The organism is Rhodococcus sp. (in: high G+C Gram-positive bacteria), assembly GCF_049299235.1.
GTDB lineage: Bacteria > Actinomycetota > Actinomycetes > Mycobacteriales > Mycobacteriaceae > Rhodococcus.
The window spans coordinates 1-13,183 of sequence record NZ_JBAQXC010000250.1; the positions used below are offsets into that span (position 1 = coordinate 1).

The following is a 13,183-nucleotide window of genomic DNA, read 5'->3' on the forward strand; positions in this document are numbered from 1 at the left end:
GCGCGACCACCTCGCCCGGGGCTTGCGAGCTCAGGCATTCAACGGGTCGGTGTGATCAGCGACCGGAGCGCGGCGGCACCGTCGAGCAGCGCCAGCGAGCGGGCATCGATGCTTTCGCCGCGCGCGGTCAGGATCGCCGCGAGATCGTCGCGCCCGCGGGCACGCACCAGTTGTGGCAGCAGGCGGCGCAACTGTGCGATGCCGTACCCGGCGAGTCGCAACTGGTGGACGATGCGCGCATCCCGCACCGCGGCAGGCGAGTAGCGGCGCGGGCCACGTGCACCGGACCGGTCGGGAACGACGAGCCCCTCGGCATCCCAGTGCCGCAACGTCGAGGTCCGTATCCCGAGCGCGCCGGCGAGCTCGGCGATACTCAGCGCATCGGCTGGGTGCACATCTTCGATCGGCTCGGTCACGATGGTGGCCGCCGCGGCCTGCGTGAACGCGAGTTCCCTCCGTTCGGTGTCGAGCCGGGTGTGCGCCGCGTCGAGCAGGGCGAGCACGTTCGATTCGGGATAAGAGTGCGCGGCCCGCACGATCGTCTTCGCGTCGGCCGGGCCCACACCGGCGGCGAGCCCGCGGTAGGCCAGCGCGGACTGCAGATGCACCTCGCCGTAGATCCGGTGGCCGGCATCAGAACGGGCGGAGGACGGCAGCACCTCGTCGCGTTCGAGGTTGCGAATCTGCTGCACGGAGTATCCGGCACCTCGCGCGATGTCGATCGTGCGTAGGCGCGAGTTGCGACTTTCCGTCATCTCACCTCGAATCTTCCGGTCCAGGTCTCCACAAGCACTTGAATGAAACACTCGAGACATGAGTATCGACGAGATCATCGACGTCGTCACCGGACTCGGCGGTGTGTTGGCATATCGGCCGGTCGCCGGTGACGGCTCGCCCGAGATCAGCTGGGGCGACACCTTCTTCTACTACGCGCCCGACGGGCAGGTGCCGACGACGACCCAGCCCTTCGCGACGATCGTGACGAAGGACTACCCCGGCGACGAACGATCGCATTTGAACCGACCGGGCACGTTCCGGCTCAACGTCTTTGCGGGGAAGGACGTGTTCACCGCGCGGACGGGTGTGCGACCGCGGGATGCCGGTGTGCTCGAGGCCGACCCGAGCGTGGCCGACCGGGTCTTCCCACATCCGGTGTACGGGACGCTCGGGTGGCTGTCCGTCGTGAACCCGGGACGCGGAACCGACGCCGACGTGCGGGAGCTGCTGGTGCAGGCCCACGAGTTGGTGCGGTCGCGCTACCGGTCGGCGCACTGACGTGCAACTCGCACACCATGTGCACGACCGCAAATTTGCCCGATCGAACCTCCTGCGGCACTTCACGCCGTCGGGCTGATCAGAAGCGGTCGTGGATCCACGATCGGGCCTGGTGGAGCCGGTAGGTCAGCGCGATGTCAGCAGTCGGGTGCGAAACAGGTCGAGGACCTGGTCGAGTGCATCCCGAGTCGGTTGCCCGGGTTCGTCGATGAGGTGTTCGGTGAGCACCGAGTGAGGTGTGAGGGTCGCGGTGGGATTGGCGGCAGTGTCGTCGAGTTCCACGCCGACGAATGCCTCGCCCAGTTGCTCGCGCAGGAAGTCGAAACGTTCGGCGGGGGAGGTCTTGTCGCCTTTGAATCGCAGTCCCAGGACCGTGAGTCCGTTGGCGCAGCGCTGTGTGACCTTCGCCAGATCGCCGGGGGAAATGTCGATCGAGCGTCGTTGTCGTGCGGTGAGCCCGTAGGGCAGCGAGGGCTGGGAGAGGACCGGGGCCAGCAGGCGGTCGTCGGTGGCCATCGCCAGGGCGTACCCGCCGGTGAAGCACATGCCCACGGCTCCGACCCCCGGCCCTCCACACCGGCGATGTTCCTCGGCGGCGAGGGCGCGCAGCCAGGTGACGACCGGGGAGGTCTTTCCGGTGGCGAACACCGTGAACTCGCGACTGATGCAGAGGGGAACGATCGTGCCCGCGAACTTGCCGGCCGCGCGCAGCGCGCCGTCGACCTCGGGGTCCGGGTAGGCCCGGCCCGGGTGACCGAACAGGTGGGGCAGCACGGCGGTACATCCGACTGCGGAGACACGGCGGGCGAACTCGAGCACTTTCGGTGTGATTCCCGGTATTTCCGCGATCACGATCACTGCTGGTCCCGCGCCCCGTCGGAAAACCGCCCGCGTCTTGCCCTCGTGGGTGAAGGTGCCACGGTCGAAATCCTGTAGGGCGTCGTCCGGCATAGAACGGAATGATATGCCAATGCGGGGTGAGGCGGGCGGATCCGTGTGTGCGCTCCTCGTGTTCGGTGCAGAGAGTGTCGCGCAGGAGGGGCGGCGCCGGGTGGAGTGCGATCACCCGGACGGTTCCTTCATCCCGTCTGTTCGAGATCGGTTGTCGGCAAGCAGAGGCGGGCGAGTTCGTCGAGCGAGACCGACAGTTCCGTCGCCAGTGCCGCGACCGTCGTGAATGCCGGCGTCGACAGCCGCCCGGTTTCGATCTTGCGGAGGGTTTCGGGGGAGATGCCCGCAGCGGTCGCGACGTCGGCGAGGGTGCGCTCGCCGCGCGCGCGGCGCAGGTATTCGCCGAGTCGTTTGCCGGTAGCGATCTGTCGCGGGGTCAGCGGGAGACGGACCATGTGGGCAGCCTACCGGAACCGGTATGAAAATACCGGCCCAGTCCGCTAGAGTGGTATTTTAATACCGATCTTTCGAACACTCAGGAGTACGGACCGTTGCTCGAACTGAAGACGGCGCAGGAGATCGCGGCCATGCGCGTCACCGGCGCATTCATCGCCGACCTGCTCGCCGACCTGGCCGAGACGGCGAAGCCCGGAGTGAACCTGCTCGACCTCGAACACCGCGCACGGCACCTCATCGACGAGCGTGGCGCCACCTCCTGCTACTGGGACTACGCGCCGTCCTTCGGGCGCGGCCCGTTCCGAAATGTCATCTGCCTGTCCGTCAACGATGCTGTCCTGCACGGACTTCCGTTCGACTACCTGCTGCGCGACGGTGACCTGCTGAGCATGGACATCGCCGTGTCGATCGACGGGTGGGTCGCCGACTCCGCGCGCAGCCTCATCGTCGGCACCCCGCGCCCCGAGGATCAGCGGCTCGTCGACGCGACCGAACACGCCCTCGCTGCCGGCATCGCCGCGGCCCGTCCGGGCAACAAACTGGGCGACATTTCGGCGGCGATCGGCGCGGTCGCCGCCGACTACGGTTATCTCGTCAACACCGACTTCGGCGGACACGGCCTCGGCCGCACGATGCACGAGGACCCGCACGTGCCCAACACCGGACGGGCCGGACGGGGCCTGACGTTGCGGCCCGGACTCACCCTCGCGCTCGAACCGTGGTTCGCGCAGGGCACGGACACGATCGTCTATGACCGGGACGGATGGACCATCCGCTCCGCCGACGGATCGCGTACTGCACACAGCGAACACACGATCGCCGTCACCGACGGGGACCCACTGATCCTGACGAGCCGCGACCCGCACTGACCGCCGGCCGGTGAGGCGCGTTCCGGTCGCACGCGGTGCGGTGGCGTGGTATCGATGAGACCGCAGCATCCGTGAGGCGGTCCACGAGGAGTCCCCGTGTATGTGATGGTCCGACATGCCCACGCCGGCGACAAGAAATTGTGGACCGGAAACGACCGCGACCGTCCCCTCAGCCCCGTCGGATACGACCAGGCCGAGCACCTCGCCGACGTGCTGTCCGGGCTCGCCGTGCGGACCCTCTGGTCCAGCCCGACGGTGCGCTGCCGGCAAACCCTCGCCCCACTGGCCGCCGCGCTCGGAGTGCCGGTCGCCGATCACCCACTGCTCGCCCCGGACACCTCCATCGTCGCTCTCCACCAGTTCGTCTCCGACACCGACTTCGACGGTGTGTTGTTGTGCACGCACGGTGAGGTGTTCGATGCCCTCACCGAAAGGCTACGGGCACATGGGCTTCTAGAGGCTCCACCGCCGGGACGCACCGCCAAAGGGTCGGCCTGGGTGATCGACGCGGATGCGACGGCGTCACGGCACTGGAGTTACCTTCCCCCGGTGCCGCCGGTGGACAGCGACCCGATGGATACCGCGCCGACCGTCCTGCGGGACCTGACACCCGCGGACAACGAACCACGGGGGGCAGGGGCCGTGGTGCGGGTCGGTGCATTCGCCGGCACCGAATTACTGGGCGCCGGGTGGTACACGGTCACGGAATCGGAATCGGTTCCGCGCGCGGACTGTTCGGTCCGGGCATCCGAGATGGCGCAGTACCACGGTGTCGGCACCGCGCTGTTTCGGCGCTTGACCGAAACCGCCCGCGATCGGGGATTGGCCGTGGCCGGTGCCCGGGTACCCGCCGCAGACCGGGGCACCATCGAGTCTCTGGTCGCACTGGGCTGGTCGCGTACCGCGGAGGCGGCCGATCATGTCGAGATGACGGTCTCCCTGACCGGACGTTCGGTGTGTGGCTCGGCCGACGCGCGGACCGACGTCCGGTAGGAGCAGTCTCCCGGTCTGGGCCACACAATCTGGGCCACACAATCCGGGCCACACGATCAGGGCCTTCCGGTGCCCGCGGCGATGCCCTTGTCGAGTTGCGCCACGAGGACAGTGCCGAGTTCGGTGAGCGCTCGCACCCGATCGTGGTCCAAACCGTCGAATACCAGCCGGCGCACCGCCTCGACATGCGCGGGTGCCGCCTCGGCCACCTTCGCATACCCCTCGTCGGTGAGGACCGCGAAGGAGCCGCGGCTGCCCGCGATCGGTTCCCGATACACCCAGCCGCGCGTGGTGAGCCGCGTGATCACATGCGACAGTCGCGATAGCGACGAGTTCGTGGATTCGGCGAGGACGGACAGCTGCACCCGTCGGCCGGGGGCCTCGGACAACTGCGCGAGGGTGAAGTACTCGAAGTGCGTCAGGTTCGAGTCGCGCTGGGTTTGCGTGTCCAGAGCGGCGGGCAACCGGGTGACCACCGAGACCAACAACCGCCACGCGGTTTGCTGGTCGGCATCGAGCCACCGGGGACTGTCGCTGCTCATGGGATCTGCTCCTCGCTTCCGTGGTCCGTTCCCACAAGCCTGCCAAAGCGGTGTCGTCGCCCGCCGCTCGGCTCTACCCGGTTCGGTTCGGTTCGGCGTCGTCGCCGCGGCAGATCACGACGGGACGTTCCGCGCGGTGCAGAAGATTCTGGCTCGTCGACCCCAGCAGCGTTCCGGTCAGACGACCTCGCCCGCGGCTGCCGACGACCACGAGCTGGCCGTCGTCGAGTGCTCGCAACAGTGCGCGCGCCGCGGATCCACGCGAGGACACCTCCTCGACCGTCACGCCGGGGAAGCGCTCCCGGTAGGACGCGACAATGGCGGTCAGGGTTGCCGCTTCGCCACGCGCCACGGCGTCCCAATCGACGAGCATCGCCGCGGGACTCGCGATCGGTATCGAGTCGGGTGTGATCGCGCCGACCGTGTATTCGTCGGTCCAGGTGCGGACCGCCGTGACCGGCGCGCCCGTGAGCGACGCGAACTCGAAGGCCAGTTCGGCCGCGGCCGCAGACGTCGGTGTGCCGTCCAGGCCGACGACGATCGGCCGGTGGTCGGGGCCCGGATCGGCCGGGTCGCCGCGCCACACCACGACCGGGCACGTCGCACGGTGGACCACCCGCGACGCGGTGGAACCGAGCAGCCAGCGCTCGACGGATCCACGACCGGTCGCGCCGACCACGAGCAGTGACGCGTCCGCCCCGGCGGCGAGCAGCGCGGTTGCCGGTGCCTCGTCGGCGAGGAGTGTGGTCAGACGAGCGTCCGGCAGGTCCTTCCGGATGGCGGTGACGATGCGCGAGAGCACGCGGGCGCCGTCGTCGGACAGACTGTCGGTCAACTGCTGGGCGAGGGTCGGGTCGCCGGTGCCGAGCAGGCGCGTCGGATGGTGTGTCGAATACACCAGTTGCAGTGGCTGTTCCAGCGTCCGGGCGACCGCGGCGGCCCACTTCGCCGCGCCGAGGGAAGTATCGGATCCGTCGATCCCGACCACGACGTGCGTGCCGGCGTTCGAGAATGCCATATCGTTCGTGCCTCCGTCCGATCATCGGTGTGTGCGCACCCGTCACGGCGGTCGAACGTTCCGTGCCGCGAATTGAGATTATCCCGTACATGGCATTGATTGCGGCGTTGATTGTGGTGGCGACCCTGGTGGTGATGACGACCGGGACGGTTCCGGCCGTCCTGGCGTTGGCGACGGCGTTGGTGGTGGCCGGTCTGGTCGGGATCGCCACTCCGGCCGAACTGTTCGCCGGGCTGAGCAACGGCGGCGTGATCACGATCGCGGCGATGCTGGTCATCGCGAAGGGCGTGCTGCGAACCGGGGCGATCTCCCGTGTCACGCATCTGCTGCTGTCGGGTGTCCGGAACTCGGGTCAGGTGTTGCGCCGGCTGATTCCGTCGGTCGGTTTCGTGTCGGCACTGATCAACACCACCCCGATCGTGGCGATGCTCATTCCCGCCACGAAGGAACTCGAGCAGCGATCCGGCATATCGGCGCGCGGCATCTTGTTGCCGATCGCACATGCGACGACACTGGCGGGTTCGGCGACCCTGATCGGCACCAGTTCGAACCTCCTCATCGCCGGGCTCGCCGAACCGGTGGGAGTGCAGTTGACGATGTTCTCGTTCGTGCCCGTCGCGGTACCGGTGGCGATCGTCGGGTGGATCGTGCTGACGGTCACGGCACCGTGGCTGCTCGGTGGTCGGGCAGACGAGAGTGACCGCGACCTGTCGTGGCAGGCCGAGATCCCGGTCTCGGCTCGCGCCTTGGCGGTGGGGCGCACCGCGGCCGGGCTCGACATCCGGTCCACGGCAGAATTCGAACTCGTGGAGATCCGCCGGTGGGGTGAACCCGAGAACATCGACGACGCGATCGAACCCGGTGATGTGCTCGTGTACCGGGCGACCGAGTCGGGCGTGCGGATGCTGTGGTCGAATCCGGTCTTCGGGGTCGCACCGCAGCGGCTGTTCCGGGTGGCCATCGCGACCAACGAGGGACGATCGGTCCGTGATCTCGAGGAACACGAGGATCTCGTCGTGATCGCCGCACAGACCGACCGGTTGCTGAGGGAGGCCCCGGCCCGGCCCGGCGCCCTATGTCTGGTCGCCGCGGACTCGGCGGATGCGCTCGGTGAAAACACTCTGGTGGCCTTGTGGCGGGAGTTGTCCGGCAAGGCCCCGCAGACCGCGAAGACGTGGATCGCGGTGTCGATTCTGGTCGGCACGATCGTCGCGGCGTCGTCGGGCATGGTCGCGGTCGAACTCGTCGCGTCCGCCGGCGCCGTGCTGATGGTACTGACCGGGGTGCTTACGCCGAGATCGGCTGTGCGAGCACTGAACTGGAATATCCTCGCGATCATCGCGGGGTCGGTGGGGTTGGGCACGATCGTCGTCGCCAGCGGGCTGGGCCAGCACATTTCCGATGCGATCCTGACGCTGGCAGGCGGCAACGTGGCTTTGATCGTGACGGTGTTCGTGGTCGGCACCACCATCTTGACGAATGCGGTGACCAACGCCGCCGCCGCGGCGATCCTCACGCCGATCGCCCTGCAGATCGCGGCGAGTGTGGGTCTGGACCCGGTGTTGCTGCTCACGCTGATCGGCACGTGCATCTCGTTCACGTTTCTGAACCCGTACAGCCACCAGTCGAACCTGATGGTGATGCAGCCGGGTGGATATTCGACGCGGTCGTTCGTGCGGTTCGGGGTTCCGCTCACGGTGGCGGTCGCGGCGGCAGCGGTCGGTGTCGGGTGGGCGATGCTCACGTTCGCGGGGTGAGCCCGACGAACACGTCCTGCCCCTGGTCGGTGTGTGCCCTACGGAGTGACGATGTCGAAGTCGGGGTCCGGGCGGTCGGTCAGCGCGAGGATCCGCGTCCAGGTCGAGGTGTCACCGCTCGTGTCGAGTTCGTCCTGGTGGTCCGTTCACCGGTCGATCCACCGCCGTGCCCGGGTCGTCGCGACGTCGAGGGCCTCGAACAGTTCGTCGGTCGCCTCGACGACGGAATCATCACCGAGTTCGGCGGCGAGCCCGCTGTGCTCGAGGATGCGCGCAAATCTCGCGTCCACCCCGGCGATCATCAGCCGGCTTCCGTTCCCGCCGAGGACCTTCGCGTGTCTGCGGACGGCGTCGATCACGGTGGCGGACGGCACATCCGGCAGGGTGCGCACGCTCAGGACGACGACCGCATTCCGGGTCTCGTCGATCCGGGGCCAGGACTCGTCGATCCGGGGGACCTCGGCGAACAATCCGACGCCCGCGTAGTGCAACACGGTGACCTGCCCGCTCGGGCAGACCTCGGGCACCGCGGTGACGCGCCAGCGGCCGTCGGTGGTGCGGTCGAGGGCCACCAGTCGGGCGGTCCGGGCCGCCTGCACGCAATACAGCAACAGGGACAGCACGGCACCGATCAGGATGGCGTTCTGCAGCGGCAACTGGGTAGTGGCCACCAGCGTGACGATCATGGCGACCGCCGACCAGGGCGCCGTGCGGAACACCAGCACGATGTGATCCCAGCGGCCCGCCACCAATTCGACACCGATCACCAGGATCAGCCCGCCGATCACCGACATGGGGATGATCTCGGCGACCGACCCGACGACCGCGACCAGACCGATCAGCCACAAACCGGCGAAGATGCCCGCCCATCGGCTCCGGGCACCGGCGGACACCGCGACCCCGGTCCGCGAGAGGGAACCGCCTGTCGGGAGTGCCCCGAACAGCCCGCCGGCGATGTTCGCGGCGCCCTGCGCGACGAAATCGCCGGAAGCGTTCGACCGACTGCCGTCCGGATTCGGTGTCGCAGCGGAAATGCCGGCGGCCTGCGCGAGGGCGACCAGTGCGACCGCGACGGCACCCACGAGCAGGTGCGGTATCGCGGTCAGGTCCGGGACGGTGAACGGCGGGAGCGCGTCGGGGATGGCGGCGATGTCGCCGACGGTGGCGATGTCGAGGTGCAGCAGGGTGACCACGGCGGTGACGACGACCAGCGCGATCAGTGTGGCGAGCGAGGCGACCGCTTTGATCGGGCGCGCTGCCGCCCACACCGCGACGGTGGCGACGGTGACCGCCACCGTGACCGCATCCCACGACCCGACGTGGGCGACGACGTCGACGATTTTCGCGATCGTGTTGTGGCGGTCGGTGTCGTAGCCGGTGGCGTCGCCGAGGATGCCTGCCACGATCTGCAGTGCGATGCCGGTAGTGAACCCGGTCATCACCGCGCTGGAGACGAAACTCATGATCGACCCGGCGCGGATCAGGCCGAGCACGGCCATGATCACACCGACCAGCACGGCCAGCATCGCGACATTGCCCGGGTCGGTGGGGTCGAGTCCGGCGGAGGACAGCACCGACTGGGAGGAGAGCGCGATCGCGCTCGTCAGCGTCGTCACCATCAGCACGGTGCGGGCGAACACCGACCCGACCAGCGTGGAGACCATCCCCGAGTACAGCCCGGTCACCGGGTTGAAGCCGCCGATGCTGGCGTAGGCCATGCCCTCGGGGATGGAGAACAGTCCGGTCACCAGACCGGAGACGACGTCCTTCGGTGTCGGTCGGCCGAGGCCGGTGACGGCCCCGCGCAGCCGCTGTGTGCCGCGCAGCCGCTGTGGTCCGCGCCGCCGCCCGGTCATGCTGACACCTCCGGCGCCGATCGGGTGTCGGGGGGATTCGCCCGAATGAGCATCTCGGGTCGCCGGGCGACGAGCAGCCACATCGGAGGTCTCCGTTCCGTTCGGCACCCATCACGATCCGCTCCCGGACCGTCCGGTGCGTCACCCGGCGCGGGTGATTTGTCGGGCGGGGGTTCGTGTGGGGTGACGGTGGCGATGCGCCGGGGTACTGGCACTACGAAGCCGAGGGATGAGCCGAGGAATGAATGGTGGTGTGCAGGGCGTTGCCACGATAGATTAGTTGAAGCTTCAACTTAAAGGAGTGTTATGAGCATCATGCCCGCCCTGTTCCTGAGCCATGGCGCCCCACCGCTCGTCGACAGCGAACGGTGGGTGTCCCAGTTGCAACGCTGGTCCGCGGACCTGCCGCGACCCACCGCGATCCTCATGGTGTCCGCGCACTGGGAATCGGCGCCGCTCACCATCGGAGCGACCACCACCGGCACCCCACTCGTCTACGACTTCGGCGGCTTCCCGCAACGCTTCTACCAGGTCACCTACCCTTCGCCGGGCGCACCCGACCTGGCCCGGCAGGTTGCCGCGCTGATGCCCGACAACGAACCGGTCGTAGCGCAACCCCACCGCGGACTCGACCACGGCGCCTACGTGCCGCTGACTGTCATGTATCCCGACGCCGACATCCCGGTCCTGCAGATATCGCTGCCCACCCTCGACCCGCAGCGACTGCTGCACCTCGGCGAGCGACTGCGGCCACTACGCGAGCAGGGCGTGCTCATCGTCGGCTCCGGCTTCACCACCCACGGACTGCCGTTCCTGCGCGACCGGACACCCGAGGCCACCGCCCCCGGCTGGTCCGCCGAGTTCGACGCCTGGGCCGCCGAACGATTCGCGGCCGGCGACATCGACGGTCTGCTCGACTTCCGCACCCGCGCACCCGGCATGCTGTACGCGCACCCGACGATCGAGCACTTCGCGCCGCTGTTCGTCACCCTCGGCGCCTCCCGCGACCCCGAGCAGATACCGCAGCAGGTCGTCGACGGATTCTGGATGGGCCTGGCGAAACGGTCGATCCAGGTGGACTGAACCCGGTCAGCGGGCGCGCAACGCGACCAGGGCGCGGTCCGCGTGCACCGATGCGCGCAACTCGCTCGCGATCACGTCGACGATGCGGCGATCGGTGTCGATCACGAACGTCGTGCGCTTGACCGGGGACAGCTTCCCGAGTAGCCCGCGCCGCACCCCGTACGCCGCGGCGGCGACGCCGTCCGGGTCCGACAGCAACGGGAAGCCGAACGCCTGCCGGGTCGACCACGACGCGAGCCGGTCCACCGGATCCGCGCTGATCCCGACGCGCGTCGCACCGACCGCGGCGAACTCGGCCGCCAGATCCCGGAAATGGCAGGCCTCCGCGGTGCACACCGCGGTGAACGCCGCCGGATAGAAGAACACCACCAGCGGACCGTCGGCCAGCAATGCGTCGAGCGAGCGCACCTCGCCGTCCTGATCGGACAGTGCGAAGTCGGGGGCAATATCACCGGGTTTCATGCCCGGCGACGCTACCGCGCCCGCGCCTGTCGCGGCAGCCCCTGGGATGATGGGCGCATGTCCGGCGAGCCGACCACCATTCCCGCAGCCAGCGACCCGTCCGCGCACGGTCGATCCGATACCACCACCCGCGAGGAGTTCCGGATACTCGCGGCCGAACACCGCGTGGTTCCCGTCACCCGCAAGGTGCTCGCCGATTCCGAGACACCCCTGTCGGCGTACCGCAAGCTCGCCGCCGACCGGCCCGGAACATTCCTGCTCGAATCGGCGGAGAACGGCCGGTCGTGGTCGCGATGGTCGTTCATCGGCGCGGGCAGTCCCGCCGCGCTCACCGTCGTCGACGGGGAGGCCGCCTGGTACGGCAACGTTCCCGCCGGCGCACCGCACGGCGGTAACCCCGTCGACGTCCTGCACGACACCCTGCAGCTTCTGCACACCGAGCGTCTGCACGGGCTGCCGCCGCTGACCGGCGGCATGGTCGGCTACCTCGGCTACGACCTCGTCCGCAGACTCGAAAAGCTGCCGTCCCTCGCGGACGACGACCTGCAGATCCCCGAACTCGTCATGCTGCTCGCATCCGACCTCGCCGCCGTCGACCACCACGAGGGCACGATCTGGCTCATCGCCAACGCCGTCAACTGGGACGGCTCCGACGAACGCGTCGACGAGGCCTACGACGATGCGGTCGCGCGTCTGGACCGGATGACCGCCGACCTGGCCGCGCCCGCGGCGTCCACCGTGTCGACGTTCGCGAAACCCGCCCCCGACTACCGGCGTCAGCGCACCACCGAGAGTTTCGGCGCGGACGTACGCAAGCTCATCGGTGACATCGAAGCCGGTGAGGCCTTCCAGGTGGTGCTCTCGCAGCGATTCGAAATCGACTGTCCCGCAGAGCCGATCGACGTGTACCGGATGCTGCGCGCGTCGAACCCGAGCCCGTACATGTACCTGCTGCACATTCCCGGACCGGACGGGGAGACCGCGTTCTCCATCGTCGGCTCCAGCCCCGAAGCGCTCGTCACCGTCAGCGACGGCATCGCGACCACCCACCCGATCGCCGGAACCCGGTGGCGCGGCACCAGCGAGGAAGAGGACGTCCTGCTCGAGAAGGACCTGATCCACGACGAGAAGGAGAACGCCGAGCATCTGATGCTCGTCGACCTCGGCCGCAATGACCTCGGCCGGGTGTGCGAACCGGGCACCGTCAAGGTGCACGACTACCGGCACATCGAACGGTACAGCCACGTGATGCACCTGGTCTCGACGGTCACCGGCCGCCTCGCCGACGGCAAACACGCTCTCGACGCCGTCACCGCCTGCTTCCCGGCCGGCACCCTGTCCGGCGCACCCAAGGTCCGGGCGATGGAACTGATCGAGGAACTCGAACCCACCCGCCGCGGTATCTACGGCGGCATCGTCGGCTACCTCGACTTCGCAGGCGACGCCGACACCGCCATCGCGATCCGCTCGGCGCTGATCAAGGACGGGGTCGCGTACGTGCAGGCCGGTGCCGGTGTCGTCGCCGACTCCGATCCGGTCTACGAGGACACCGAGGCCCGCAACAAGGCCATGTCGGCGCTGTCCGCGGTCGCGGCCGCCGGCACCGTGCATCCCTACGGTGATCGGCCGTGACCGACACCACCCCGCCCGCATCCACCCCGCCCGCGTCCACACCAACCAAGCCGCGACGCCGCCCCGCCGTGGTGGCGGCACTGCTGCTCGGTGTCGGCGCGATCGCCCTGTGGGCGTCGAGCCGGATGACGTGGGTGACCGCCTATTCCTCCGACGGGCTGGGGGAGGACCGGACCCTCACCCTCGACGGCGGCACATGGGCGGCCTCGCTGACCCCGCTCGCCCTCACGCTCGTCGCCGCGATCGCCGCGTCGTTCGCAGTGCGCGGCTGGGCATTGCGAATTGTCGCGGCGGCCGTCGCGGCCGTCGCGGTGGCCGCTGCGATCCCGGCCGCCGGATTGCTCGGCGG

General features: G+C 68.8%; 14 protein-coding genes and 1 pseudogene. 7 read left to right on the forward strand and 8 right to left on the reverse strand.

Annotated features, from left to right (window positions below; genetic code table 11):
• Nucleotides 1–38 precede the first annotated feature (38 nt).
• On the reverse strand, nt 39–755 hold the full coding sequence (locus tag WAX14_RS14875; RefSeq protein ID WP_422628826.1) for a MerR family transcriptional regulator: 717 nt from the start codon (nt 753–755) through the stop codon (nt 39–41).
• Nucleotides 756–813: 58 nt separating this feature from the next.
• On the opposite strand from WAX14_RS14875, the gene WAX14_RS14880 reads away from it, so the two are divergent.
• Entirely contained in the window at nt 814–1,275 is a 462-nt protein-coding gene (locus tag WAX14_RS14880; protein ID WP_422628827.1) for a DUF6194 family protein, read from the forward strand.
• 126 nt (nt 1,276–1,401) lie between these two features.
• On the opposite strand, the gene WAX14_RS14885 is transcribed toward WAX14_RS14880, so the two are convergent.
• On the reverse strand, nt 1,402–2,226 hold the full coding sequence (locus WAX14_RS14885; protein WP_422628828.1) for a dienelactone hydrolase family protein: 825 nt from the start codon (nt 2,224–2,226) through the stop codon (nt 1,402–1,404).
• 128 nt (nt 2,227–2,354) lie between these two features.
• The gene (locus tag WAX14_RS14890) at nt 2,355–2,621 is read right to left on the reverse strand and encodes a helix-turn-helix domain-containing protein (RefSeq protein ID WP_422628829.1); all 267 of its coding nucleotides are present in this window, start codon (nt 2,619–2,621) and stop codon (nt 2,355–2,357) included.
• A 96-nt stretch (nt 2,622–2,717) separates the two neighbouring features.
• Between WAX14_RS14890 and map the strand changes: the two genes are divergently transcribed.
• Both map and WAX14_RS14900 read left to right on the forward strand, forming a co-directional pair.
• Nucleotides 2,718–3,491, forward strand: coding sequence for a type I methionyl aminopeptidase (map, locus tag WAX14_RS14895; RefSeq protein ID WP_422628830.1), 774 nt, complete (start codon nt 2,718–2,720; stop codon nt 3,489–3,491).
• A 105-nt stretch (nt 3,492–3,596) separates the two neighbouring features.
• Nucleotides 3,597–4,484: a SixA phosphatase family protein gene (locus WAX14_RS14900; protein WP_422628831.1), complete on the forward strand. Its 888-nt coding sequence runs from the start codon at nt 3,597–3,599 to the stop codon at nt 4,482–4,484.
• A 56-nt stretch (nt 4,485–4,540) separates the two neighbouring features.
• Here WAX14_RS14900 and WAX14_RS14905 read toward each other — a convergent pair whose 3' ends face one another.
• Together WAX14_RS14905 and WAX14_RS14910 are read right to left on the reverse strand one after the other, a co-directional pair.
• Complete coding sequence (locus WAX14_RS14905; protein WP_422628832.1) at nt 4,541–5,026, reverse strand: MarR family winged helix-turn-helix transcriptional regulator; 486 nt, start codon at nt 5,024–5,026, stop codon at nt 4,541–4,543.
• Nucleotides 5,027–5,099: 73 nt separating this feature from the next.
• The gene (locus WAX14_RS14910) at nt 5,100–6,044 is read right to left on the reverse strand and encodes a universal stress protein (protein WP_422628833.1); all 945 of its coding nucleotides are present in this window, start codon (nt 6,042–6,044) and stop codon (nt 5,100–5,102) included.
• Between the two features lie 89 nt (nt 6,045–6,133).
• Here WAX14_RS14910 and WAX14_RS14915 point away from each other — a divergent pair, with 89 nt between their 5' ends.
• Nucleotides 6,134–7,801 (forward strand): SLC13 family permease, encoded by a 1,668-nt coding sequence (locus WAX14_RS14915; RefSeq protein ID WP_422628834.1) that lies wholly within the window; start codon nt 6,134–6,136, stop codon nt 7,799–7,801.
• A gap of 38 nt (nt 7,802–7,839) precedes the next feature.
• On the opposite strand, the pseudogene WAX14_RS14920 reads toward WAX14_RS14915, so the two are convergent.
• Nucleotides 7,840–7,926 (reverse strand): annotated as a pseudogene (locus tag WAX14_RS14920) (hypothetical protein); the annotation flags it as partial.
• Nucleotides 7,927–7,947: 21 nt separating this feature from the next.
• On the reverse strand, nt 7,948–9,657 hold the full coding sequence (locus WAX14_RS14925) for a SulP family inorganic anion transporter (protein WP_422628835.1): 1,710 nt from the start codon (nt 9,655–9,657) through the stop codon (nt 7,948–7,950).
• A gap of 315 nt (nt 9,658–9,972) precedes the next feature.
• Here WAX14_RS14925 and WAX14_RS14930 point away from each other — a divergent pair, with 315 nt between their 5' ends.
• A complete protein-coding gene (locus tag WAX14_RS14930; protein WP_422628838.1) occupies nt 9,973–10,740 on the forward strand; it encodes a dioxygenase in 768 nt (255 codons plus the stop codon).
• Between the two features lie 6 nt (nt 10,741–10,746).
• On the opposite strand, the gene WAX14_RS14935 is transcribed toward WAX14_RS14930, so the two are convergent.
• Nucleotides 10,747–11,202 carry a peroxiredoxin gene (locus tag WAX14_RS14935; protein ID WP_422628836.1) on the reverse strand — a complete coding sequence of 152 codons (456 nt, stop codon included), beginning with the start codon at nt 11,200–11,202 and terminating at the stop codon, nt 10,747–10,749.
• 57 nt (nt 11,203–11,259) lie between these two features.
• On the opposite strand from WAX14_RS14935, the gene WAX14_RS14940 reads away from it, so the two are divergent.
• Both WAX14_RS14940 and WAX14_RS14945 read left to right on the forward strand, forming a co-directional pair.
• The gene (locus tag WAX14_RS14940) at nt 11,260–12,834 is read left to right on the forward strand and encodes an anthranilate synthase component I (RefSeq protein WP_422628837.1); all 1,575 of its coding nucleotides are present in this window, start codon (nt 11,260–11,262) and stop codon (nt 12,832–12,834) included.
• 68 nt (nt 12,835–12,902) lie between these two features.
• Nucleotides 12,903–13,183 (forward strand): TIGR02234 family membrane protein (locus tag WAX14_RS14945; protein WP_422628839.1); only part of this gene is annotated, 281 nt, incomplete at its 3' end.